The organism is Brevundimonas diminuta ATCC 11568, assembly GCF_000204035.1.
In the GTDB taxonomy this organism is placed as follows: Bacteria; Pseudomonadota; Alphaproteobacteria; order Caulobacterales; family Caulobacteraceae; genus Brevundimonas; species Brevundimonas diminuta.
Genome location: NZ_GL883086.1, coordinates 1,991,574 through 2,017,082 on the forward strand (window position 1 = coordinate 1,991,574; position 25,509 = coordinate 2,017,082).

17 protein-coding genes and 1 tRNA gene are annotated in these 25,509 nt (G+C 62.5%); 7 read left to right on the forward strand and 11 right to left on the reverse strand.

Features of this window, described 5'->3' with window-relative positions; all coding sequences use genetic code 11:
* Nucleotides 1-66 precede the first annotated feature (66 nt).
* The 6 genes from BDIM_RS13530 to BDIM_RS13555 all read right to left on the reverse strand — a co-directional run bounded on the left by BDIM_RS13530 (nucleotide 67) and on the right by BDIM_RS13555 (nucleotide 10,877).
* Complete coding sequence (locus tag BDIM_RS13530; RefSeq protein WP_040346201.1) at nucleotides 67-1,149, reverse strand: PepSY-associated TM helix domain-containing protein; 1,083 nt, start codon at nucleotides 1,147-1,149, stop codon at nucleotides 67-69.
* The gene (locus tag BDIM_RS13535) at nucleotides 1,149-3,317 is read right to left on the reverse strand and encodes a TonB-dependent receptor (protein WP_003166172.1); all 2,169 of its coding nucleotides are present in this window, start codon (nucleotides 3,315-3,317) and stop codon (nucleotides 1,149-1,151) included. The genes BDIM_RS13530 and BDIM_RS13535 overlap by 1 nt, the downstream gene beginning before the upstream one ends.
* A gap of 295 nt (nucleotides 3,318-3,612) precedes the next feature.
* Nucleotides 3,613-4,536: a LysR substrate-binding domain-containing protein gene (locus tag BDIM_RS13540; RefSeq protein ID WP_040347066.1), complete on the reverse strand. Its 924-nt coding sequence runs from the start codon at nucleotides 4,534-4,536 to the stop codon at nucleotides 3,613-3,615.
* 3 nt (nucleotides 4,537-4,539) lie between these two features.
* Nucleotides 4,540-6,396, reverse strand: coding sequence for a CocE/NonD family hydrolase (locus BDIM_RS13545; RefSeq protein ID WP_003166174.1), 1,857 nt, complete (start codon nucleotides 6,394-6,396; stop codon nucleotides 4,540-4,542).
* A complete protein-coding gene (locus tag BDIM_RS13550) occupies nucleotides 6,393-7,991 on the reverse strand; it encodes an AbgT family transporter (RefSeq protein ID WP_003166175.1) in 1,599 nt (532 codons plus the stop codon). The genes BDIM_RS13545 and BDIM_RS13550 overlap by 4 nt, the downstream gene beginning before the upstream one ends.
* A gap of 15 nt (nucleotides 7,992-8,006) precedes the next feature.
* Nucleotides 8,007-10,877 (reverse strand): TonB-dependent receptor, encoded by a 2,871-nt coding sequence (locus BDIM_RS13555; protein WP_040346203.1) that lies wholly within the window; start codon nucleotides 10,875-10,877, stop codon nucleotides 8,007-8,009.
* A gap of 607 nt (nucleotides 10,878-11,484) precedes the next feature.
* On the opposite strand from BDIM_RS13555, the gene BDIM_RS13560 reads away from it, so the two are divergent.
* Both BDIM_RS13560 and BDIM_RS13565 read left to right on the forward strand, forming a co-directional pair.
* Complete coding sequence (locus BDIM_RS13560; protein WP_003166177.1) at nucleotides 11,485-12,903, forward strand: ATP-binding protein; 1,419 nt, start codon at nucleotides 11,485-11,487, stop codon at nucleotides 12,901-12,903.
* On the forward strand, nucleotides 12,893-13,543 hold the full coding sequence (locus BDIM_RS13565; protein ID WP_003166178.1) for an HNH endonuclease: 651 nt from the start codon (nucleotides 12,893-12,895) through the stop codon (nucleotides 13,541-13,543). The genes BDIM_RS13560 and BDIM_RS13565 overlap by 11 nt, the downstream gene beginning before the upstream one ends.
* Here the strand turns inward: BDIM_RS13565 and BDIM_RS13570 are convergent.
* Nucleotides 13,515-14,117, reverse strand: coding sequence for a hypothetical protein (locus BDIM_RS13570; RefSeq protein WP_040346206.1), 603 nt, complete (start codon nucleotides 14,115-14,117; stop codon nucleotides 13,515-13,517). The genes BDIM_RS13565 and BDIM_RS13570 overlap by 29 nt on opposite strands.
* Nucleotides 14,118-14,399: 282 nt before the next feature.
* On the opposite strand from BDIM_RS13570, the gene BDIM_RS13575 reads away from it, so the two are divergent.
* Entirely contained in the window at nucleotides 14,400-15,587 is a 1,188-nt protein-coding gene (locus BDIM_RS13575) for a DNA cytosine methyltransferase (RefSeq protein WP_003166179.1), read from the forward strand.
* Nucleotides 15,580-16,308: a GIY-YIG nuclease family protein gene (locus BDIM_RS13580; RefSeq protein ID WP_003166180.1), complete on the forward strand. Its 729-nt coding sequence runs from the start codon at nucleotides 15,580-15,582 to the stop codon at nucleotides 16,306-16,308. Before BDIM_RS13575 ends, BDIM_RS13580 begins: the two co-directional genes overlap by 8 nt.
* A gap of 44 nt (nucleotides 16,309-16,352) precedes the next feature.
* On the opposite strand, the gene BDIM_RS13585 is transcribed toward BDIM_RS13580, so the two are convergent.
* Both BDIM_RS13585 and BDIM_RS17280 read right to left on the reverse strand, forming a co-directional pair.
* Complete coding sequence (locus BDIM_RS13585) at nucleotides 16,353-17,813, reverse strand: restriction endonuclease (protein ID WP_003166181.1); 1,461 nt, start codon at nucleotides 17,811-17,813, stop codon at nucleotides 16,353-16,355.
* Between the two features lie 236 nt (nucleotides 17,814-18,049).
* Nucleotides 18,050-18,262, reverse strand: a complete 213-nt coding sequence (locus BDIM_RS17280; RefSeq protein WP_081461910.1) for a helix-turn-helix domain-containing protein — start codon at nucleotides 18,260-18,262, stop codon at nucleotides 18,050-18,052.
* Between the two features lie 526 nt (nucleotides 18,263-18,788).
* Here BDIM_RS17280 and BDIM_RS17640 point away from each other — a divergent pair.
* Nucleotides 18,789-18,953 (forward strand): hypothetical protein, encoded by a 165-nt coding sequence (locus tag BDIM_RS17640; RefSeq protein WP_155818638.1) that lies wholly within the window; start codon nucleotides 18,789-18,791, stop codon nucleotides 18,951-18,953.
* Between the two features lie 185 nt (nucleotides 18,954-19,138).
* On the opposite strand, the gene BDIM_RS13595 is transcribed toward BDIM_RS17640, so the two are convergent.
* A complete protein-coding gene (locus tag BDIM_RS13595) occupies nucleotides 19,139-20,494 on the reverse strand; it encodes a tyrosine-type recombinase/integrase (protein ID WP_040346210.1) in 1,356 nt (451 codons plus the stop codon).
* Between the two features lie 820 nt (nucleotides 20,495-21,314).
* Between BDIM_RS13595 and BDIM_RS13600 the strand changes: the two genes are divergently transcribed.
* Nucleotides 21,315-23,324, forward strand: coding sequence for an AAA family ATPase (locus tag BDIM_RS13600; protein ID WP_003166182.1), 2,010 nt, complete (start codon nucleotides 21,315-21,317; stop codon nucleotides 23,322-23,324).
* 258 nt (nucleotides 23,325-23,582) lie between these two features.
* Here BDIM_RS13600 and BDIM_RS13605 read toward each other — a convergent pair.
* Nucleotides 23,583-23,659 (reverse strand) — tRNA-Arg (locus BDIM_RS13605).
* A gap of 298 nt (nucleotides 23,660-23,957) precedes the next feature.
* Here BDIM_RS13605 and BDIM_RS13610 point away from each other — a divergent pair.
* The coding region (locus BDIM_RS13610; RefSeq protein ID WP_282634845.1) for a helicase-related protein at nucleotides 23,958-25,509 on the forward strand (1,552 nt) is incomplete at its 3' end.

Genomic DNA, 25,509 nt, shown 5'->3' on the forward strand with positions numbered 1-25,509 from the left:
GCCAGGAGCGGTCGTTCATGCCGCGCCCGAAAGTTGGCTTCCACAAGCCGTTACCGGTCCTCGTCGTTAGGCCTTCTTGCGTCGCCGCTTCGGCAATCCGCTCGGATTGCCCCAGAAGGTGACGACGGCCAGAGATCCCAACAGCGTCAACGCTAAGCCAGCCACAGTCACGATCAGCCGATAAGCCACTCCCCCGACCTTGGCCGCATGGATCGGATACTGGGCGTTCGCGACCCGCAAGCCGAGCGGCAGGGTCAAGGCGTCACGCGCGCCGACGATGCGACCGTCCGCCGGGTCAAACCAGACTTGGGTACGGCCATTGGGCAGCCATTCCGCCGCGCGCCGCATGCGCAGGCTGATCAGCCCCCCAGGCTTCGTGGGCAGGGACAGAATGCGCGGGTCCGCATCAGGAAAACGGCCTTGCGCCGCCGCCATCATCGCCGGCCAGTCGAGATCGACGGACAGGGGGCCGCCTTCATGTTCCGGCGGCGCCATGATCGCCTTCAAATTTTCCCTCGGCGACAGGACTTTGGCTAGGCCTTCGTATAGCGGGGACAGGGCCAGAATCGCGCCGGTCGTCAGGATCACGGCCAGCAGCGGCGCGCTCCACGCGCCCATGTCGCGGTGATGTTTGACAACTCCCGCCCGTTTCCAGGTCTTGGGCAGGGCGGCGAAGACAAAGGTTCTTCGCGTCGGCCACCACAGGATCACCCCTGTGACGACGAAGCCAAGACCGGCCAGGCCCGCGATCCCGGCGATGGTCTTTCCGACATCGCCGATCAGCAGATAGTGATGCAGGTCGAACAGCCACAGTTCCGGCCGCGCCCACAGGCTGTCCCAGCGCGCCACCACCTGCCCCGACTGGGTCGCATAGGCCCCGCGCGTCTTCTCTTCATAGTTCAGGCGATGGATGCCCAGACGATCGTCGGCCAGGATGACCGAACGCGGCCGGTCGGACGCCGAAAACGCCTGCTCCAGCGCCGCCCCGATCAGCCGGGGGTCCGAAATCCGCGCCTCTGTCGCATGAGGCACGACGGCGCGCAGCCAGTCGTCCTTGAACACCAGAACGGTTCCGGTCAGCCCCAGGACGAACAGCAACAGGCCGACCAGCCCCCCGGTCCAGCGATGCGCCAGTTGGACCAGACGCATCAGAAGCGACGGTCCCACCCGAGGGTGAAGGAACGGCCCCGACCGGCGAAGTAGCGCAGGTTGTCGGTCGGATTGCTGGTGTCTGAGCTATAGGTCAGATAGTCCTCGTTGAAGAGGTTCTGCACCGCCAGCGACACCCCGCCGAACGAGAAGTCGTAGCGCAGATAGGCGTCGGCCACGGTGTAGCCTTCGAAGTTGTTGCGCGGATCGCCGCCCTCGAAGTCACGCGCCAGATAGGCCTGGACCTGTAGACGCGCCGACAGCGGGCCGTTGGCGTAGACGGCTGCTGCGTTGATCCGGTCCGGCGAGATATTGGCCCCGTCCAGATCCTGGTCCACCCGGCCGTCGTCGTTTGTGTCGGTCTGGCCGCGCAGGCGGGCGTAACCGGTCGAGACCGTCAAGCCTTCAATCGGCGTGCGAGCGCGCAGATTCAGTTCCAGCCCCTCGATCTCAACCGCCTGACGCTGGACATCATAAACGCCGTCAGCGTTGCGAACCAGAAACTGGCCCAGGTCCGACGAGGACCAGAAATAGGTGGCGCCGACCTCGAACGGACCGCGCTTCACTTCCAGGCCGATCTCCTGATTGTCCGAAACCACAGGACTGATGTCGAGGAAGCTGTCGACCTTGACCCCATCGACGTTGATCGAGCGCAGGATGCGGCCGACGTCCGGCACAGTGTAGCCCTCGGCGTAGCTGGCGTAGGCGCGCACGCCGTCCATCGGCTCATAGACCACGCCGCCGTTGACTAGCGTCGCTTCGAACTTGGGCTTGCCGCCCGTCACTCGACGCGAGCCGTAGGAAGCCAGGGTGGTGAAGTCGTTGACCGACAGCTCGACGTTTTCCTGACGCACGCCGCCGGCCAGACGCACCTTGCCGTCGAACAGGCGCATATTGGCCTGAACGAAGGGGGCGACGCTCTGGAACTCGGTCGGCGGCACCCAGGCGCGGTTGGTGGCGATCAGAAGCTGTTCAGTGCGATCCTTCATCGCGTCCAGGCCCAGGGTCGCGGTCAGACCCGGCACGCCCGGCACGGCCCGTTCATAGCTGGCCCGCGCGCCCAGCTTGCGCGAACGGTTCGACGATTGATCGAACAGGGTGCCGATGGGGGCGATGCTGGCGTCCTGCATGGTAGCGGAACGGTCGCCGCCGAAGGTGTCGCGCGTACGGTTGAAGAAGACCTGGGCGCTGAAGTCACCGCCCCACAGGTCACTGTCGGTCAGCGAGGCCGAGACCGTCTCGACCCGATTGCCGGCGGGTTCGCCCTCGATCTGGCCGCGCTCGCTGCTGGCCGGACGGCCGATGCTGCGATCGCCAGGGACACGGACATAGTCGCCGTCGCCCTTCAGCTCGAAACGGTTGGCCAAGAGGTCCAGGCGCACCGTGTCGGTCAGATCCCAGCCGAAGCGACCGAAGAAGGACAGGGCCTTGGAATCCTGCACCTCGCCCTGGGTGTTATCGACGCCGACGCGGCGACCATTGGCGTCATAGAAGGCGCCACGCTGGTCATAGGCCACGCCGAAGACGCCGTCGAAATCGCCGTGGCGATAGGCGGCCAGTCCGCCCAGCTTGGCTCCGATCCCGTCGCCCTCAGGTCCGCCCGAACTGGACACCTGCGCCAACATCCGGCCGGTCAGGCCGTCCTCGGTCGGCGCCCCGATTGTCACCTGATTGACCACCCCGCCGGTGGCGCCGATGCCCTGCAGGGCGTTGGAGCCGTAGATCAGCTCGACCCGGTCCACGAAGAAGGGGTCGATCGTATAGCCGTCGCGCGAGCCGTCGCGGATCGGCGTCGACTGCGGAATCCCATTGATGGCGTAGAGCGGCGAACGGCCGCGCAGGCTCTCGCCCGAACCCGTCAGCTTCTGCCGGGTCGGCGAAAAGGACGGCGACAGGGTCGCGACCGCATCGATCACCGAGCCGCTGATGGCCACCTGCTCCGACAGGGCCTTGCGGTCGATGACGTCCACCGTCATCGGCAGGGCGCTAGCCGGCAGGACGGTCCGCGCCGCCGTCACCACCACCTCCTCTACCGTGCTGACCTGCGGCTCCTGTCGCGCCGTCTGGGCGGCGGCAGTCGAGGCGAAGGCGGTTCCAGCCAGTAGAGCAGAGACGGCTGCAAAGCCGGATGATCGACGCAGCGACAAGGCGGGCGAGACGAAGGGCATAGGGAGGCTCCTGAGGAAGGCCTCGCGCTTAAATGCAATTGCGAGCTATTTGCAATACATGATCTAGCCTAAGTGTCTCATTTGGCTGGTTCCAGTTCCCGTCATCCCTCCCTGAACCACCCCAACACGCCCGTCGCGTGTCTCCGCTGTCGGCATTGCGCCAGAAACGGCCATTGGCTCGCCGTCAGTAAGCGGACATTCGGGTCCATTGCTGGAGGCCGTTTTGCCCAAGCCTTGATTGTGATTAACGAGGCCGATTTCGGGATGAAACCTACGGACCGAAATCGCCCCCAAGCTAGTCCACAGCCGGTTCTTGAGCCGGTGGCAGCAGTCTAAGAAACTCCTCGGCCAGACGCGACGGCTTGACGCTGCTGGACACCACGAAGGCGTATTCATGCAGAATGTCTGGATTGAACCGACGCAGCACGGTTTGATCGCGCACATAGGCCTGCGCCAGTCGTTCGTTGACGATAGCTACGCCGACGCCGCGCGCAGCCAGGGCGCAAGACGAGGCCACCGTGTGGGTTTCAACGCAGATTCGGGGGATGACGCCGGCCTCGGCGAAGGCGGCCTCGACCTGGGAGCGGAACCGCCGCCCTTGCCCTAGCATCACCAGAGGCGTGTTCTTCAGGTCCTGCGCCATGATTTCGGGCAATGCCGCCAAAGGATGATCAGCCGGAAGGACGCAGGCGGTCTTACTGACCAGAACCGTGCATGAGTCCAGATCGTCGCGGTTCAGCGGCAGTTTGACGAACCCGGCGTCGACGGCGCGCGACGCGATCATGCTCTTGGCCGTCTCCACTCCGTGCGAGTCGATCGAGAGATGAACGCGCGGATAGCGTTCCAGAAAATCGGCGATGACGTCCGGAAGCACCGCTTCCAGAAAGCTGGGCGGGGCGACCAGGCGCAGCTGGCCGACGCGAAAATCCGAGATGTCGCGGGCCAGCTCCTGAACCCGGTCGACGTTATCCAGCGCGCGCTCGACCTCTTCGTACAGCAGCAGCCCGTCCTGCGTCGGAATCAGCCGTCCCCGGTCACGGTAGAAGAGCTCAAAGCCGAGATCCTGCTCCAGCTGGGCCAACATCCGGCTGGCGGCCGGCTGAGTCAGGCCCAGGACGCGTGCGCCCGCCGTCACCGACCCCAGTTGCAGGATCGCCTGAAACGTCCGCATGGCGCGCAGACGGATCGGTCGCCGGGCGCCGGCCGAGACCAGCGCCATCATTCAGCTCCCGCGCGCCGGAACGATCGGCAGGACCAGCCGCGACAGACAGGTCGGCCCGGTGTGGATGCGGTTGATCGCGACCACCGCCCCGCTGGCCTCGCCTGCCGGGGCGCCCGAGCCTGGATTGACGTCGAAGTGGGGGAAGTTGCTGCTGGCCATGTCCAGGCGGATACGGTGGCCCGCCGCGAACAGGTTGCTGGTCGGAAACAGCTGGATTTCGACGTCATAGACCTCACCCGGAACCAACGGGCGCGGCGCCGCGAAGGAGTCCCGGAACCGTAGGCGCAGCACGCCGTGGGTCAAGTTCAAGGCGTAGCCTTCTGGATGGTCGGGGTTGGGCGGATAAACATCGACCAGCTTGACCGTCACATCCGTGTCCAGCGCCGAGGACGACACCCACAGGCGCGCAGTGATCGGCCCGGTGACCTCGACGGCCGCCGTCAGAGGCGCTGTCTCGAACGTCAGGACGTCGTCGCGGTCGGACAGGGCGCGTCCGACGACCGTCGCGCCGAACAGGCCAGGCGTCTCTCGCTGGTCATAACCACCCGCCGCCATGACCGGCGCGCCCGAGGCGATGGCCCCGCCGATGGTCGGCACGGGATCAGCCGGATCATGACGCCAGCTCCGCTCGCCCGGCGGCGGCGCTTCGGTCGACAGGCCGCCGTCGGCGTGCAGGTGAAAGTCGGTGAACACCGTACCCGGCAGGGGCCAGCCGGCCTCGGCCCGCCAACGGCCGCCGTGGTCCAGCCGCCCCTCCGCGGTTCTGCGCCCGCTGCCGCCGCCCATGACGAACAGATTGACCGGCGCCGCCAGGGCGTCGGGCGCGACCCGCCCCTTCAGCCAGCAGTCGAACCAGGCCCGGCGCAGGGCGAGGTAGTCCGGCGCCAGATTGCCGTCCAACGTCGCCGCAGGACCGAAATCCACGTCGCCCGCGTGGCGGACGGAGCGCTGGCCATGCGTCCACGGTCCCATGACCAGCTTGACCGGCCCGGCCTTGCTGCGGCTGAACCGGGCGTAGTTCTCCGTCGCCGACAGGGCGTAGGGATCGTACCAGCTGCTCATGAAAACCATGGGCGCGTCGGTGAACCCACCCTCATGGCAGGCGGCGCAGAAGTCGGGCGCGCGCCAGAAGTCGTCGAAGGTCTCGCGGCGCCACATGTCCCGAATAAAGGCGTCGTATTCGGGGGCGGCGGCCAGCGGCGTCCGCCCCGGCCGCCATGGGTTGACCGCCATCCAGTCGCGCACGTCCTGAGCGTTGAGGGCCTCCAGCCGCGCCGGGTCGTCCTGACTGAGCGGGGACAGGCGAGCGTGCTTCATGGCCCAGGTCAGTTGTTTCAGCTCAAAGGCCCCTCCCTGACGCACCCCGCTGTGGAAGGCGCTGGAGAATCCGCCAGAGTCCATGAACATGGCCCGCAGCCCAGGCGGGTTCAGACAGGCGGCCGCTGCCTGAACATGGGCGCCGTAGGACAGGCCCAGGGTGCCGATCCGGCCGTCGCACCAGGGCTGCTGCACCAGCCAGCCCATGACGTCGAAGCCGTCCTCGGCTTCATTGGCGTATTTGGTGAAGACGCCCTCGGAGCCGTAGCGCCCCCGGCAGTCGACCAGCACATAGGCATAGCCGTCCTGCGCGAACTCGGCTGCGATCGCAGGCTTGGAACGCGGGGTCGGATCGGCGGCGCTGCGGTCGGCGTGGTTGGTCCCGCGCCGGTCATAAGGCGTGCGCTCCAACAGGACGGGCAGCGGTCCCTCATCGCCCTCAGGCAGATAGACGTCGGCGGCCAGGCTGACGCCGTCGCGCATGGGGATCATGACGTCGCGCAGGATGCGGACGCCCGGCAGATGCGGCAGATCGGTCATGGCGTAACGGCTGAAGCGGCCACAGCAGGCTGCGGCAGGTGATAGGCGGCCGGCGCGCCCGGTCCGACCGGCAACTGGAGCCCCACCCATGTAAGGATCAGCAGCATCCCCGCCACGCCGAAGGCGGCGCTGTAGGGCAACATCAGGGCGATCATCGACCCCACGCCGAACTTGGGCTTCCACTGCTGGCACATGATCAGGACCAGGGGGAAGTTGCTGGCCAGTGGGGTGACGATGTTGAAAATGGAATCGCCCATCCGGTAGGAGGCGGTGGTCATCTCGGGCGACACGCCGAGCAGCATCAACATGGGAACCACGACCGGCGCCATGGCGGCCCACTTGGCGGAAGCCGAACCGATCACCAGGTCCAGAACCGACGACATCAGCAGCAGGCCGACCAGCAGAAGCGGCAGCGGCAGGGCCAGGGCCTTCAGGCTCTCGGCGCCCTTCACCGCCAGAACCGGCCCCATGTTGGACCAGCTGAACATAGCCACGAAGTGGGCGGCGAAGAAGGCGAGCACGATATAGGGCGCCATGCTCTTCAGCCCATCGGCCATCATCTTCACCAGATCGCGGTGCGAACGAATGGTCCCCGCCGCCGCGCCATAAGCCCAGCCCGTCGAGACGAACAACAGCATGAAGGCGGCGATCAGGGCGCCGTAAAAGGGCGCCAGGCGGCGCGGCCCCACGGCCTCATGATCCACCAGGGGGCTGAAACTCGGCCATAGGGTCAATGCGGCGAACAGGCCGACGACCACCAACGCCGCCAGACCTGCGCGACGCAGGCCGCGTTTCTGCGCCGGCCCCAGAACACCCAGGCCCGCAGCCTCGGCTTCGCCCGCCGTGCTGTCGCCGTCCCAGACGCCCAGGCGCGGCTCGACCACCCGGTCGGTCAGAAACCAGGCGATGGGGGTGAAGACCACGCCGATGGCCAGGGTGAACCACCAGTTGCCCAGCGGATTGACCCCGAAACCGGGGTCCAGCAACTGCGCCGCCGGGGCGGTGATGCCCAGCATCAACAAATCGAACTGACCGGGGATTACATTGCCCGCAAAGGCGCCCGAAATCCCCGCATAGGCGATGGCGATCCCGGCCAGCGGGTGTCGCCCAGCCTTGGCGTAGACCAGGGCCGCCAGAGGGATCAGCACCACATAGGCCGCATCGGACGCATGGTGTGAAAACAGGCCGATGACGAACACCGCCGGGGTCAGGAAACGTACCGGCAGCCGTCGCACCCCGCCGCCCAGAAGGGCTGCGAACAGACCCGACCGCTCGGCCACCGCCGCCCCGATCATGACGACCAGCACCAGCCCCAAAGGCGGGAAGCTGGTCAGGGTCTTGGGCATGTCGACCAGCAGCCGGGCCACATTGGCCTCGGACAACAGGCTCTGAGCCTGAAGCCGCTCGCCCGTCACCGGATTGACGGCGCTCCACTGGGTCCAGTCCGCCACCACGGAGGCGGCGACCAGCACCCCTATGCAGAACAGCAGGATGAAGACCGGATCCGGCAAGGCGTTGCCCATCGCCTCGATCCGGTCGAGCCAGCCCCGTTTCCGCCGACCGGCGTCGGTCGGCGGAGCCTCGGTGTCCGTCATGAGAAACGCCTGATCCTAGAACTGGAAGCCTAGGCGAACGTAGGCGCTACGGCCCCGCACGTCATAGGTGTACATGTCGAAGTTGATGGGGGCGTTCGCGTAGGACGCCGGCGGCATCACGTCGAAGAGGTTGTTGACCCCCACCGTGATTGTCGTGTCGTAGCGCTCGAACCGATAACCCGCCTCCAGATCCTGATAGAAGACGGCGTCGGTCTTGGCGTCCTTGACCGGGTTCACCACGTCGGTGCTGTCGCCGATGTAGCGGCCGCGCCACGAGGCGTTCCAGGGGCCGTCGCTCCAGCGCAGCGAGGTCTGGCCCTTCCAGTGCGGATAGGTCGAACGCGAACGGTCGCCATTGCCCGCGCGGTCGTCGACGATGGACGGGCCGCCCGCCGGGTCGGGACTGACGGTCGAGAACTCGCTCAGATAGGAGACGTCCACCATGGCGGCGAAACGGCCGACCGAGGTGCTGAACTCATAACGCGCGGTGGCGTCGACGCCCGAGGTGCGGATCTCGTTCAGATTCTGCGCACCCTGCACCAGGTTCAGCACGGCGCCGGTCGAGGCGTCGCGGGTGATCAGCGAGCAATAGGGATCGCCGCGCACCGCGCACAGATTCATGATCTGGGCGGCCGACTGGGAGGCGATGGCGTCCTGGATGGTGATCTCGTACCAGTCGACCGTCAGGCTCAGACCCGGAACCCAGCGCGGTTTGAAGGCGACGCCCAGGCTGTAGGTGTCGGCCGTCTCAGGTTTCAGGTTGGTATTGCCCGAGGTCGTGCCGGGGATCAGGGTCTGATGGTTCTGCTGGTGATAGGTCGCAGGCACCCCGGCGCAGCCCGGCAGGCTGGGGTTGGCGGCGCCGCCGCCGTTGCACGGGTCGATGACCTGCAGCAGCACCTCGCGGCCGCCCTGGAACAGCTCCAGGATCGAGGGGGCGCGGAAGCCCTGCGACCAGGTGCCCCGCACCAGCACGTCCTCGACCGGCCGCCAGCCCAGGCCGACCTTCACAGTGGTGGCGTCGCCGACGGTGTCGTAGTTGGAATAGCGGGCGGCCAGGCTCAGATCGAGGCTCTGCGCCATCGGCATGTCGCGCAACAGGGGCGCGGCCAGCTCCACATAGGCTTCATGCAGGCTGTACTGGCCCGTCGTCGGCACGCGCGTCTGAGACGATGTGGCGGCATAGGCGCTCGACAGATATTTGGACGGCGCATTGACCACGGGGTCCGGCGTGTCGGTCGCCTTGTTCTGGCGATATTCATAGCCCGCCGCCACGGCCAGCGGACCGGCCGGCAGCTCATACAGGTCGCCGGTGACGTTGAACGCCAGGTCGTAGATCTCAGTGCTGTTGGACTCGCGCGTGGTGAAGCGGATGTAGTCCGCCGCCTCGGCGCTCATCGGCCCGAACAGATTGACCGGCACGCAGCCCTTCGTGGCGGCGCAGGTCGCCGGATTGCCCAGCCCCAGGAACAGGTTGTCGTAGTTGATGCCGTTCAGCGCCGAAGACTTCATCTCGTTGCGGGCGTAACTGCCGTAGGCGTCCCAGCTCCAGTCACGCTCGAACAGGCGGATCTGGCCGTCAAAGCCCGCGCCGAAGCGGTAGGTCTTCACGTCCTGGATGTTGTCGCGGTTGCCCACGTCGGACATGACCTTGCGCACCCGCCACGCCTGATTGGCGTTGAAGGCCAGGGCGTTGGCGCTCGGCACGCCGTTAGCCGTGCCGAAGGGGTTGTAGGCGTGGTTCGCCGACACGCTGAAGCCGCGCACCGAACCCGCCGTGCCGCCGATATCCAGCGGCACCGGCGCAAACATCTGATCCGACACCCGACGGTTGAACAGCGCCTCGGCATGGAAGCTCAACGTATCGGACAGGTCGCCGCGATAACGGCCATAGAAGCCGTAACGCTCGCTGGGGCCGGTCGTGTAGACGCCCTGCGTCAGCGGGTTGAAATAGTCGCCTGGGAGGCTGGCCACGTGAAAGCTGTTATCCGCCAAGGCGCCCGCGCCGATGGAGCCGAAACCATTGGCCGTGATCGGCGAGGCCGAGCTGGCGAAGCCGGCGCCCGTGCCGAAATAGGCGTTGTTGGCCAAGCCCGGCAGGGTGAACAGACCATAGGGGCTGGTGCCCGGCGCCGTCAGCGGCACAAGGGAAACCCGCGTCAGGTCACGATCTGTCGTCAGGATCGGGCTATCCTTCACATAGCTGGCCGAGAAGACCAGGGCGCCGTTGTCGAAGCGCTTGCCGAAGTTGGCGATGGTCTGAACCTGCTCGCCGTCGCCGCGATCGGTCGAGCCGTAGCGGGCGCTCAGACGCACCCCGTCGAAGTCGCGCAGGGTCTGGATGTTGACCACCCCGGCGATGGCGTCGGCGCCGTAGATGGCCGAGGCGCCGTCCTTCAGCACCTCGATGCCCTCGATCATGCCCAGCGGCATGGTGTTCAGGTCGACGAAGTCGCGGAAGCCGCGCTGGCCCACCCCGTCCACCCAGCGGTGGCCGTCGACCAGAACCAGGACGCGGTTGCCGCTGCCCTCGGCGCCGCCGAGGTAGCGTAGGTTGATCGACGAGGCGCCGTAGGAGGTGCCCTGGGTGCCGTTGCTGTTCAGGCTAACGCCCGCAGAGGGCAGTTTCTGCAACAGGTCGCCGATCGAGGTCGCGCCGGAGCTCTTGATGTCCTCAGCCGTCAGCGTGAGCACGGGCCCCACCGAATCGGCGTCCTTGCGCTGGATTCGCGACCCGGTGACGACGATCTCGCTGACCGAGGTGGCCGCTTCAGGCTGCGCCGCCGCCTGCTCCTGCGCCCAGGCGCTCCCCGCCCCAATCCAGGTCAGAACCGCCAGCGCCGCGCCGTTCCGCAGGCGTCGCGCCTGTCCACTCACCAATGCCATGATAATCACTTCCCGATTTCCGATGCCCTGCGCCGCCCCTTTTTTGGATCGAGACGTGCGATTGGGCCCACAAAGGCCGGGGTGCGAGACCGAATGCAATAATATTGCAGTTCCGTATCGAGTCATGCGCTGACGGCATAACCGAACAGACGGATCGCCATTTTATGACTAAAGATTAAAGGGGATGTGATGGATCCACCAGGTCGTCCTACGCCATGAAATCCGAGTACGCGAACTCTCTGACGTCGCAGATGCGCCATGAGCGGACATAGGTTCCAGTGCGCATTCCGGACGTTCATGCGGCCGGAGGCACGGCATGGTTTCGCCGCTCCGTTCACGGCGCTTTATCCCTACTAGGCCGGTCTGCGACGGTCATTTGTGCTTGCCGACGGAATTGAAGCAGTCGCTGATAACCTTAGCCTGCACTCCAACTCTTCAGACACCTCCGTACGAGCCGCGAAACCACTGCGCTGATCGCTCTGGTTGCAGCCGATCCAACCGTCGGCCTAGACTAAATGTTCGCTGATTCAAGGTTGGGGAAATGGCGCGGACGTTTCGACTTATTCGCGCCGGTGGGCATCCTCCTGGTCACAGGTCATCAGTGCCTATGTTCGACGAACCGATCGTGGAGTTCGTCCACGACGGTCAGCAACAACCGGACGACTGCGCCTATTCGGTCGTCATCGGGAACAACGGTTCCGGCAAAAGCCGCCTCCTCGGCAATATCGCCGGTGAGTTCGTTCGCTTCCATCGGGGTGCCAGCGGGCGTGGCGGGCGATCCCGCAAGATTCGGGTTCTGGACTACGCTGTAGACGGCCGGCCCTCTGTCAACGCCTTTGAAGACGTTTGGGCTCCACGCCCGTCGGTGGACCTTTTTCCAGAGTTGCCATCCCGCCTGATCGCGGTTGCTCTTACGGTCGTGGACAAGTTCCCCCTCGAACCCTCGGGGTCCAGCGACGATGTTCTGGAACGCAATCTGCTCTCCGACGGCGAAGACCCGCAGTTCTATTGCTACGTCGGAATGCGGGACCGGACCAATCGGGCCTCGATCTCGGCCCTGATCTATCGCGCGCTCGACGGCTTGGACCGCGCCCGCAGTGGGCAGGACAACGAACGGCTCAGCCAGGTTTTCGATCTGCTCGGCTATGCGCCCGAGATCCAGGTCAAGCTGGGTCTCGGAATCACTCCAGACGTTGCGGAGTTCGCCCGAGGCGAACGGGATTTGGAGAAGGTGTCGGACACAGACACGCGACTGCTCACCCGTCTACGCATGGCGTCCAGAAGCAAGCGCTACTCGATCGATTGGCTGCGACGCGCGCTCTACCCGTTCGTTTCCGCGACCAAGGCGAAAACGATCAGCTACAACATAACTTTCGACGGCGCCCTTCGGTCGAGCCCGTTCGACAAGGAGGCACTGCGGCTATTGCGGCGACTGGGCGCCCTGACGCTTAAGAGCGTCATCGTCCGACGCCACGATGGTTTTGAGCACGATCTGAGAGACGCCAGCTCCGGCCAGATCACGATGCTGACGGTTTTCCTGTCTGTGGCCGCGAACCTTCAGGACGGCAGCCTTGTCTTGATCGACGAACCGGAGACGAGTCTGCATCCTGACTGGCAAAGCCGGTACATCAACCTGATGCGCGAGGTCTTCTCAAACTTCAGAGGCTGCCATTTCGTCTTCAGCACCCATAGTCCGCTGATTGTGGCTGACATGCCCGAGGGGGCGAGCGTCTATTCAATGGATCGGCGTGAGACGGTATCCAGCGCCGAGCTGATCGGACGCTCACCGGATTATGTAATGGCGAGAGCATTCGATGTCGTCGAGCCGTCAAACCTCTATCTGCGCGATGTCTTGGCCGAGGCGCTCCGCTTGGTTGGCGAACGCCAGATCGGGTCCGAAGCCTTCGAAAAGCAGCTGACGGAATTAGTCCGGCTGTCAGAAACGATGGACGATGGCGAACAGGTCAAGCGCATCGTGAAGGATCTGCAGGACGCCAAAGCGGAGCTGTCGCCCGATGGCGGTTAAGGCGATCGTTTTTAGTGACGCGCAAGCTGGCCTGATCAAGACCGCTTTCGACGAGGCGCTGGAATGGGGCAGCGAAGAGCTGACCGGCCTTCGGGGCGAGATCAAACGCTTCTATCTCACGGAACAGGCCCGGCGCTGTTGCTACTGCCGCAAGCAGATCCAGACCAACCACGGACGTGTTTGGGACGTCGAACATGTGATCGCCAGGGTTCTCAGACCGGACTTCACGTTCGAACCCGAGAACCTTGCGGTTGCCTGCATCGACTGCAACTCAGCCAAGAGCGACCAGAATATCCTCGTTGTCGAGCGAAGAACATTTCCTCGCCGATCCGACGCCTATTCCATCATCCATCCTCATTACGATGAGTGGGAAGACCACCTGTTCTTCGGCAACGCGCTCTTCGCGCCAAAGTCGGAGAAGGGCGCACGCACCATCGTCGTCTGCAAGCTCTACCGATACTATAACCTCGAGTGCGGGGAGGCCTTGCTCACCAAAGATCGTCGCTATGCCGATCTGGCCGAGAATATGCTTCTGGCCAAAACCGCTCTCGAAGCAGAGCCGTATTCTCTTGCCATTGGCGCCATGGTCAAAAGAGCGGTGGCGGACGAACTCAAACCGAATCCTGCGGAAGAAGATTGAGGCGTTGAGTGAGAGCGACCTGCGCGAACCGATGCAGGTCGAAGTCTGTTCGCCCGTAGAGCCGGACCAACCCGCCTTCCAGCATGTCCAACCCGACATCCGCAGCTTCCGCGGCTTCCATAACTTCCGCGATGTGTTCAGGAGGCAGGAACATCGTGATCAGCGGGAAGGGTTCCGCGTGGCCTCCGCCGAAGCCACCGGCGTTACAACTCCACACCGTAACCGCGCCGATCGCAGACAGGGCCAATACCGCGCTGATGACGCCGAGATCCAGTCCGTAGAAGTCTTCCTCTGGCGTCTCAGCCTCCTCGAGTTCGTCACGCCAGACTTCGTACTCAGCGTCCATGTCGGTTGAGGCTCTGAACCGATCGAACAGCGCAGCTTCGGCCTGAATCGCCGCCGCGACCAGATCCCACCCCACTGATCGAATGTCACGGTATAGGTGATTACCCTCCAGCCCATGGTCCTCACCGGCGTCCGCCTCCTCGTCCGAGAGCACGGCCAAGCTGGTCGGGACGATTAATCTGCGAACCGGCTCATCGTAGATGCGCTCGCCAAACGCGATCGACGTCATTCAAAAACTTGCCCCGATCGAAAATAAGAACAAAATAGCAACTCGACTATTTCAGCCTGTGGCGCCACTCTGGCGCCATGCAAAGAGATTCGACAACATCCACGGTCAAGCCAACCGACCGCGTCAACCTGCGGCTTCCAGCGGATGTGTTCGCTGCGATTGACGCAAGCTGTGCGGCACGGGCAGGACGCGTTTCGCGAAACACTTGGGTCGCGGAAGCGGTGAGAGAGAAGTTGACGAGAGATCGGGTCGAAGTCGTCTCTTTGGAGCTTCAGCGTCGCAATGGCTGATTTTTACGAGTTCTTCGCGGGAGCCGGAATGGCTCGAGCCGGGCTGGGCGATGGATGGACCTGTCAGTTCGCCAACGACTTCGATGGCAAGAAGGGGCTGACCTACCAGGCCAACTGGGGCACGGGAGGCGAGCTGCATGTTGGCGACATCCGCAATGTCGAGACCCAACAGCTTCCGGGCGAGGCGGACCTGATTTGGGGATCGTTCCCCTGCCAGGACCTTTCGCTCGCCGGCGCAGGAGCGGGTCTCAAGGGCGAAAGGTCCGGAACCTTCTATCCGTTCTGGGACATAGTCGATGCCTTGAAGGATGAGGGGCGAGCACCTCGCATCGTCGCGCTGGAGAACGTCTGCGGGACGCTGACGTCCCACAACGGGAGCGATTTCGCGGCGATCTGCGAAGCCTTCTCCAAGAGCGGTTATCGCTACGGCGCCCTGGTGATCAACGCCCAGCTCTTCGTGCCCCAGTCCCGCCCAAGGCTCTTCCTAGTTGGCGTACGGCCAGACATCACCATCGATCCGGACCTTGTCTCATCCGGCCCGATCGGCCCTTTCCACACGCCCGCTCTCGAGCGCGCTTTCGAGCGCGTCGATGCGAAAGCGCTGGAGCACAGAGTCTGGTGGAACGTCCCCACGCCGCCACACAGGACAAAGACCTTCGCTGACGTCATCGAAGATCATCCGACGAGCGTGAAATGGCATACGCCGGCTGAGACCAAGGCCCTGGTTGCGATGATGTCTCGGGTGAACCTCGATAAGCTGAACGCCGCCAAGCGCGCCGGTCGGCGTATGGTCGGAGGTGTCTACAAGCGCACGCGGTTCGATGAGAAGGGAGCCAAGGTCCAGCGAGCCGAGGTTCGTTTCGATGACGTCGCCGGTTGCCTGCGTACGCCGGCCGGCGGTTCAAGCCGTCAGGTCATTCTGGTCGTCGACGGAGATAAGGTGCGGAGCCGACTGATATCCGCACGTGAGACGGCCCGATTGATGGGTCTCGAAGATAACTACAAGCTGCCGTCCAACTACACCGAAGCCTACCATCTCACAGGCGATGGCGTAGCGACCCCGGTCGTCCGACATTTGGCCCAGCACATCTTCGAGCCTATCCTTGGCATCGAAGCCCAGGCTGCGAGCGATCAGCCGGCGAGCGGCAAGCGGCGCGGGGGTCGTGCGGCTCGTGACTGACGTCGGTCCGCTGTTCGGCCGGAACCCCGACGCCGTAAACTTCCCGCCGTTCGAGACCGAGGACCTGCGAGAGAACCTTGCGCGATTGCTCGATACGCCGTTCGAGCAGACGGGCATTCCCGTTGGCAACTTCCGCTGGGGCGTCTACGCCTTCTTCGACTACGACGGCGAGCCGATCTATGTGGGACAGACGAACGAGCGTCTACGCACGCGGATTCGGCGCCATCTGACCAACCAGCGAACCGACGCCGTTGCGATGTCCGTGCTCGATCCGTTCGAAGTCTTCGAAGTCGAACTCTGGCCGCTACCGAACCTCCAAGACGCCAACCGTTCGGATATCGATGCCCGTCAGCACCTCGATGCGCTTGAGCGTCTCATCACCGAGCAGGCCGTCGAAGCGTCTGAGTTCAAGGCGATCCTGAATGAGAAGGACCCGCCTCCAGGGCGTCTTGCCGTAGAGCCGCCTGCATCGGTACGTGGCCGCATCGTTTCCGACCGGGTGTTCGAACTCCGCTCCCACCCGGACTTCCGTATCGCCCGACGCGCCCAGGTCCTGGCGCGCCTTGCGCAGGTCATCTCCGAACGGAAGGTGCAGGGCGGGCTAAGGCGTGTTCTCCTTACCCAGGCCAAGCGTCTGCAATGGCTTGCCGCGAGGCGTTATGACGCGCTCGGTGGTGAGGCTTCAGTCCCGAACGAAGGGGACGTCGAAGATGAAGCCTAGCAGCAGTTCCTGAGACGAATAGCGTGAATCCCTGGTTCGCAACGCTATGCGAAATATCGTGCCCGTAAATCCGGCCGGGCGTGGAGCTCTCTCTCCAACTCCAGCACCGAATAGTCTCGTCGTAGAATGCTGCGCCTGCTGCACAGGGCATCGATCTTGTCATAGAGTGTAGCGTCGATCAGGGCAGAGGTCATAACGCCGAAGCCGTTAGCCTCATATTGATCGAGCATATCGCCGATGTCCGTCAGACGTGTTCCGCCAAGAGAGCGTCCGTCGGAGACCAGCTTGCATTGAAATATCCATTTGAACTGCTCTCTCGCGGAGGAGCGTCGTTCAAAGGCCACGATATCTCGGCCGCCATCTCGCGAACGCGACTTGCCCATCTTACGAACGCGCTCGGCATCGATTTTTGGATGTAGCCGGACGATATCGTAGCAAAGTTCCTCGAACTCATCGTCTGTAAGGGTACCCCAAGCGCACTGTATCGATTGCCCTAAGCCACCTGCCTCCAGCAGCCGCGATTGCATTTTCCCGATGGCCTGAGCCTGTTTCACTAGCTGTGTGGAACGGACGGGTTGGGCATCAATCAACAGGAGTTGATGGAAATCTTGCCCTTCGACGAGAGCGAGCGCGCCGCTAGCGTGCAACCACAACCTTGACCGCCCTTGCAGAAACCGAATGAGTTCGAGTGTTCGGGGCGGATCGAACTCGTCATCGACATCCCCGCCGTCGCGCTGAACTGCATCGATGCACCCCGCGCCTTGGAGAAAGGCCGCCATAGGAAAAGGAGCGGCTTGGCCTGCGACGCAGAGCGTCTCGGTGCCACCAGCTTGAACGAAGGTAGCTGGTAAAAACTCAGCCATCCGGCACTTCTGACCGGTCGCGTCGAAAATAACGTCCAAGTCCCGTCCCGCCGGGAGCAACCAGCCCTTTTCACCGGCGAAACACGAGGCCCCCACGGAGGTGCTATGGGCGCTGCGGAAGTATCCGAAGCGTCGTTCTGGATAGTCAGCGAACTGTTGCCTCACATATTCTGGGGACTCGCTTCGCCACTCGTAATTGGCGCCTAATACCAGGTTAGACAGATACCAGTCGACTATGTCTGGGCACTTGGCGACCCTCTCGGAGATTGTGTCCTCAAGCTCAGAGATTTCGGCGTCGATAGCATCGATCCGGGATTGAAGCGTCGGATCCGGATCCTCGTCATCTAAAGCCATGCGAAGTGACACATCGTCTAAGACTCGACCGAAACCGAGCTTTGGCTCGCGAACGGTGATCAGCAACTTGCGCCCGAAATAACCCTCCCTCCGATAGCTTATAGCGGCCGCATAGCCCGCCAGCTTCTCAACCGCCCAGACCGCATCAAAGAGATAGGCGGCGATATCGAGATGAGAGTTCGACGAACCGAGGCCACCGATCGTGAAGGCAACTATGGTCTCTTCAAACGTATCGAATTGAATGCCAGCGAAGGGGCCGGACACTTCGTCTAAGTCGATAGTTTTCATCTCGGCGCACCTCCGGCCTTTCCGCGCCGACGTTCAGCACGTCGGATGTCTCGAGTTGGGCGCATCTTCAATCAGAAGGCAGAACCGTCCAATCACCGCCTTGATGCAAACCTGTGCGTACGGCAGTTGGTCGACTCGGAGCCTCAAGCGGACATTGCCAACCGCCCCTACGAGTCAGGACCAGCCAGAATGTCGCGCCGAATGCCTAAGTTTATTTGACCTCAATCAGAAATTGCTCACGGCTCTCGTTCGAAGAATTGACCTGGTTGGACGCACAGAATCTCAGAGAGGTGGACCAGGAGCCCGATACTCGGGAAGCTCTGTCCGCGTTCGATCCTTCCGATTTGGCGCACGTCCAAATGAACTTCGGCGGCCAATCCCTCCTGTGTCATGCCCCGCGCTTGGCGGAACCGTCGCAGATTTCCGCCAATGATCTTTTCCCAGCCCATCTGCGGGAGATGTTAACGATCCGGTCACCACTTCCAGGACATTAGATGTCCTATTGGAAACGGGGGGAGCGTTATGGTCCTGTTGGGTATTTTGACGCTCATCGTTGCGATCGGATGCGGCGTACTGGTCTTACTTCGCAAGCTCTCTGCCACGCAGGCGGATGTTCGTCAGATACGCAGTGAGATCATCAACCTTCACTTTGACGTCGTGCGTCACCACCAACCGCCTTTCGGGCGGCGCGGGAAAACTGAGCCGTAATTTTCGCTACCTTTTACGAACTACTGCGGCATGGTTTTCTTCCATATTGTGACGCCTCAGGGCAGTTTCAGGCGTCGCACGACCACATACCGCGGCGCCTACGACGACCGTGTCCACCCTAGGTGAGACCATGCTGGAAATGACAACCATCGACCCTGGCTGCCCATGGCGGCGCCATCCTAACGGAATAGATAGTCATCCCTGACGGCATGATCCGCGACATGCTGATCGAAGCGCGCTTCGGCGGGTTCCCTCACCGGTTCCCCATTGTACCTGGCCCCGTCGGGCACCTACGCCCCGACGCCCGTCGACATCCCGGCCGTCCCCGCCCAGGTCACGCAGGAGTTGATGCGCACCCGTGAGACCTGGCACTGGACCGACGGCCCACCGCCGTCGCCGGCGATCTTCAAGGGCATGTCGGTGATCGAATAGCGGTCGCGACCAGAAGTTGAATGGCGCGGCGACGTAAAAAGCTGACTTTACAAAGAAATTCGACGAGTCACGTTTTGAAAAGACTCAAGACTGCTGGTCGGAATCAAAACGTGACTCGTCCATAAAATGTTGAGCGGCCTGAGGAAAATCTTCAGGCCGCTCCGCGTTACGTCATGGCGTCCGCATCAGAGTTGAATGTTGTCGGCTTCATCAGCCTCGTCCGCTTCACCCCAGATATCGGACAACGGAGGCAGGACAAGGCGATGCCGATGCTGCCCTAGCTTGGCCGCCAGCATGTGCCCCGGACGTGCAGGGTTCGGCGGCGGCGACCGATAGACGGACTTCAGTTCCGCCTTGGCGTCCACTCCCGCAAAGGGGTCGTCATCGATGAAGTCGCCGGCACCCCCGCCACCGACCTGGTTCAGTTTCATCATCGCCTCTGCCGCAAACCCCTCACGGTCGACGGCATAGCGGGCGATGATCGAGTGGACGCGGGCCAGTTTGTGCCCGGTCACCGAAGCGATTTGGATCAAAGACACGCCCGCCCTCTCCATCCGGCAAACCGCCGAATGACGCAGCGTAGCGAGCAACATCAGCGGATCGCCGTCAGATGTCACCGCGTGGCGCACTTCGTTGAAACGCGCGCTCAGACGCGCGCTGGTGAAGCTGGCGCCCGTGTCCGCATCGTTGAAGAGATATGGAGAGCCCTCGACCTGCACCGCCTCGATCATGCGGCACAAGGACTTGTTCACGGGGAATTTCACCAAGGCGCCGGTTTTCGATTGTTTCAGCTGAAACATCCCAGTGCGATAGTTCACGTCATGCCGCGCCGCCCGAAGGTCGCCCAACCGTTGACCGGTTTGCAAACCGAACACGATCAAGGCCGCCAGACCAGGCTGCCCCATTTGCTGCGCCATCTTCGCGAACCTGTGAGCGGTCTCATCCGTCCATAGGACGACTTCCCGAGCCGGCTTGGGAACCGTCCATGGAATGCGAGAGATCGGGTTGTCCGAACGCCATCCCGCCTCCATCGCTTCCGTACAGAGGATGTTGAGCGTCGAACGCAATTCCAACTTCTGCGATGGGCGATTATCATACAGGGCGAGGAAATCCTCAAAATCCGGCTTCCTCAGCGTAGCGAAATCCGGATCGCCGCGCCGCTCCGCCCAATCGACGAAGAGCATGGCGTCGCGCCTATTTCGGTATTGGCGAGCCTCAGACACGTCTCGAAAACGCTGGGTCTTGAAGTAGATATTCGCGAGGGCACGCGCATTGCGTTGATCCGAGCGATAGACTTCTTCTTCCAGTCGGCGCTGGTCGAGCCGTGCATTCAAAACTTCCGCTTCACGCCGCACCTTGGCGAGAAACACTGGATCCTCGAGCGATCCCCGAACCTTCCCTTCCGAGGGAAGCGTGATGGTCTTGGGCCAACCCGACGGACACAGATGGTCCGGCACCGACATGAAGACATGATCGGTCCCATCCTGCCTCCTGTTTGAGCGGATGAAGCGCCCCAGATTCGTTTCGTGTTCCTTCGCCATTAGTCCTCCTTATGTAGTCATGGCATTTCCCAAAAAGGTCGCGATTGATATCGCAGACGACCATCAAGCAAATGCAATGCCAAACCGCAGGACTAAATTGAAACAAATACAATTACATCACAAAGACAGGTAAGGTTAATTCTGAAATTATGTGAATATATACTTCTATAATTTAGGCCCACTCTGAATTGTTTACCTTACCATACAAGGAACTCTGGGTTTAGCGCGCCCAGGATACGCCCACGAAACGACCCCAGAAACCCGCCACAGCGCGGACACATTGAACGCAGCAAGGCAAGAAACCTCATTAAAAACAATGAATTCTCGGCGTTGACATCGTAGGGGTCACAGGTTCGCATCTCGCCTACGAGTGAACATGAGTTGCTAGCGCATTGCGCAGCGCAGCTCACCCGCGCATTGGAATTCGAAACGTCACGTTGCCACTCCATCCCTGCGAGTCAGTCGCAAAATTGAGTCGGCTCTAAGTGGTCACAACAAAGAATGGCGACCCCGGAGGACACAAAACACAACCAACAACCATTTGAATTTAAAGATTTTTACCGGTAAAACCGCCCCATACCATCACCGTTACCGTGCACAACGTGTCGCCCACAGGCGCTCATCAGGTGGCTGCTTGCCGCCTTGCCGCTGCGCCAAGCACGCAGCCGCTCGGCCACCAATACGTGGCGCTGTCGGTGGAGCTTTCAGACAAAACAGTGATAGGTCATCAGACGAGTGCGGATTGCCGAAGCGGCGCGCGCTTGGGTGAATAAGATCGAGAACGGGTTTGCCCCGTGCTTGCAACTGGGGGTGGAACATTATGAAGCTGAAGACCGCGCACATTCAAAATTATCGGAGCGTATGCGACACAGGCGTCTTCGATGTGGAGACTGCCAAGACCATCCTTGTCGGTCCCAATGAAGCGGGAAAGACAGCCGTCCTGCAGGCTCTGCAGCAAGTTAATCCGCCAGAGGGCGTGAAGCGCCTCGATGCGCTGCGAGACTATCCGCGGTCCAAGTACAACGACATCACTACGGGCAAAGTCGATCCCAAAAAGGTGCCGGTCGCGACCGTTACCTTCACCCTGAATGAGGATGACCTGGCGGCTGCCCCAGCCTCCATGCGAGGCATCAGCGGCTACACTTTCACGAGATACATCGCCAATAACGGTACGCACAGCCTGATCGGGGCACCACCCTCCCCGACCGTGGGGGCGATCAGAAAGGACGCCGTACGCCTCGCCGCCCATGTAGACGGCCGAGCTACAGTTGCCGAAGGCGAAGTGCCGTCGACCGAGCAAACAGACAAGATCAATCTTCTACTGAAGGACTGGCGCGACGAGTTTGTCATGTCCGACGAACTGTCAGTCGCCTTGAAAAAGTGGGTGAATGGATTAGTCGCCCACGCCGATGAGTCCGAGGATGAACGCATCAACCGACTTTCGGCGGCATTTTCGGTTGTTCCGGACCAAAACGAAGCACTAAAAGCGCTTGAAAAGCGCATTCCTGTTTTCGTGCTGTTCAGCAATTACTTCCGAGTACGACCTCTACTCCACCTCCAGCATCTCGCCGATCGCCTAAGTTCAAATATTTTGGATGATGATCAGTACGACTACGGAAATAAATGCCTACTTCAACTTCTCGGATTCACGGCCCGCGAGCTTTCCAATCTTGGAAAGGCAACCGAGCCGCAAGCTAATCAGCCTCAAGCCCTCAAAGAGTATCGCGACCAGCTCGACAAGCGAAAGTACCAGCTCAATGCCGCAAGCGTGCAGCTGACGAACGAGATCCGCTCGGTGTGGAAGCCGTCAGCAACTCGTCCCGAGGCAGATCGCCTTCGCCTTGACGCCGACGGACAATATCTCAAGGTGGTGGTCGAGGATGAACTCGGCGTGGAAATCGAGCTGGATCAGCGCTCCGAGGGTTTCCAGTGGCTCGTGTCCTTCTTCGTCGTCTTCTTCGCCGAGTCGGCCGACAAGCACAAGAACGCGATCTTGCTTCTAGACGAGCCAGGCATGAGCCTGCACGCGCTCAAGCAGCGCGAGTTCCGCGAGACCATCACCAAGCTCGCCGCGAAGAACCAAACCATTTACACAACGCACTCACCATTTCTGGTGGGGCCGAATGAACTCGACTACGTCCGAGTTGTAGAATTGAACGATCGCAACGTCGGCACCAAAGTGCACACTACCGTCACGTCCAGCGACCCGGCCGCCCTACTGCCGCTTCAGGAGGCCTTGGGCTACGATCTTGCTCAGAGCCTATTCGCCCAGCAGCGAAACCTCTTGTTAGAAGGCTTAACGGACGAATGGTATCTTGAAGGGATGGCCGCGCTTCTAGCAGAAGGCGGCGAAATCAAACTCAATGACAAGATCGCCTTGATCACCGCCGGCACGGCCGGAAAGGTCGTGTACTTCGCCACTATCCTCCACGCACATAGCCTCAGGGTAGCGGCTCTACTCGATTCCGATAGCGCAGGTGACGCTGCCGCCAACCAAGACACCCTTGTTCACAAGCTGGGACAAAAGGGCATCCTGCGGACGAAAGATTACGCGCCGGGGGTTGCGAAGGCCGAGATCGAAGACCTCCTACGCGACACTCTTCCTGTCGTCGCGAGAGATCAACTCGGCTGGGATGTCATCGACCAAGTAGCCCAGCAAGCCAGTCGTCCGCTTGTCGATATCTTCTCCAGCGTTGCCGGCTTTAGCAAATATAAACTGGCAAAAGCCTTCCTGCGCTGGTCCCGCGAAAATGACGCCAGCGCACTTTCAGAAGCCGAAAAGGCAGCTTGGACCAAGCTAATCACAGCCATCAACGTCGCATTGAAATAACTGCCAAACGACCGCGACTGTGTTTTCGAGTTGGAAGACGAGGGAAGGACTCCAACCTGCGACCTTCAATTTTCGACGGCAATCGTTAAAAGCTGTAGTTTTCAATTGGTTAAAATGACACGCGTGACGGTATCGTTCAGGCGGCAGCTTCGATACCGTCAAATATACCGTCACCTGACGGTTGAAGGCCCCAAAATTGGGGAATTTTCAGAAATTTTATTGAACAATTTCAATAACTTGTCGCGCAACCAAGGATTGTGGCGACCCCGGGAGGACTCCAACCTCCGACCTCGGCTTTAGGAAAGCCTTGCTCTATGCAGCTGAGCTACGGGGCCACGGCGTCACTGCCTAAAGGAGGTTGCAGCGTCAGGGAAGCCCTTGTGGTCGCCCATCACGTCACAGCATGCGCACGGCGGTTCCGCCTTGTGGTTAAAGGCCGTTAAGCTACAATCTCTAGTATGGAACAAAGCCTGAATCGACGGACGTCGCCGATTCGGTCATGATTCGTTTCGCCCGTGTTCCAGCGTACGGTAAGGTTCCGCTTACCATTCGCCCCTGCCCTAGACATTCACGCTCGCCCCTCCCTCCGCGCCGCTTGTGAAAGCCTTCAGGGTTCGCCACCTTGGGCCGGTCATGAGCGACCGTTCCGCAGGCATGGCTCCATCGCGCGTCACGGCGATCCTGGGCCCCACCAACACCGGCAAGACCCATCTGGCGGTCGAACGGATGCTGGGTCACGCCTCGGGCATGATCGGCCTGCCGCTGCGGCTGCTGGCGCGCGAGATTTATGAGCGGATCGTCAAGCGGCGCGGGGCGGCCTCGGTCGCCCTGATCACCGGCGAGGAGAAGATCGTCCCGCCGCGCCCCGCCTATTTCGTCTGCACGGTCGAGGCAATGCCGCTGGAGCGGTCGGCCGACTTCCTGGCGGTGGACGAGATCCAGCTGGTCGCCGATCCCGAGCGCGGCCACGTCTTCACCCAGCGGCTGCTGCACGCGCGCGGACGGTTCGAGACCATGTTCCTGGGCGCCGGGACGATGGCGCCGCTGATGCGGTCGCTGGTTCCGGACGCGGAGATCGTCACCCGCGACCGGCTGTCGACGCTGAGCTACGCCGGGTCGAAGAAGCTGACGCGCCTGCCGCGCCGCAGCGCCGTCGTCGCCTTCTCGACCGAGCAGGTCTACGCCATCGCCGAACTGCTGCGCCGTCAGAGGGGCGGGGCGGCCGTGGTCATGGGCTCGCTCAGCCCCCGCACCCGCAACGCCCAGGTCGAGCTGTTCCAGTCGGGCGAGGTGGACTTCCTGGTCGCCACCGACGCCATCGGCATGGGGCTGAACATGGACGTGGACCATGTGGCGTTCGCGGGGTTGCGGAAGTTCGACGGGCGGCGCACCCGCTGGCTGCACGCCGCCGAGATCGGCCAGATCGCCGGGCGCGCGGGGCGGCACCTGCGCGACGGCACGTTCGGCGTCACCGGCGAGGCGGAAGAGCTGGACGAGGATCTGGTCGAGCAGGTGGTCGAGCACCGCTTCGACCCGATCGAGGCGGCCGAGTGGCGCAGCGGGCGGTTGGATTTCGATACGCTGCCTGACCTGTTGCGGTCGCTGACCGTGACGCCGGACCGGCATGGGCTGCGGCTGACGGCTCAGGCGCTGGACGAAACGCTGCTGCGGCGTTTTGCGGTCGATGAGGACGTCCGGAAGATCGCCCGTTCGCGCGGCGCCCTGATGCGTCTGTGGGAAACGTGCCAGTTGCCCGACTTCCAGAAGACGACGCCGGACGAGCACGCCCGTCTGTCAAAGGAGGTCTTCACCGCCCTGACCAGCCGTCGCGGGCGGCTAACCGAGGACTGGGTCGCGCCGCGTTTCAACGACCTGGACCGCGACGACGGCCAAATCGACCAGCTGTCGGCGCGGCTGTCGGGGGTGCGGACGCTGAGCTACATCGCCAACCGGCCCGACTGGCTGGCGGGGGCGGAGGAATGGCGCGACCGAACCAAGGCGCTGGAGGAACGGCTCAGCGACGTGCTGCACGAGCGGCTGACGGCGCGCTTCGTCGACCGACGTACGGCGGCCCTCATGCGGGCGCTGAACGTGCGCTCCGACGTGCTGGCGGGCGTGGCCGACGACGGCGAGGTCACGGTCGAGGGCGAAGTGGTCGGCCATCTGGACGGGGTGTGCTTCACAG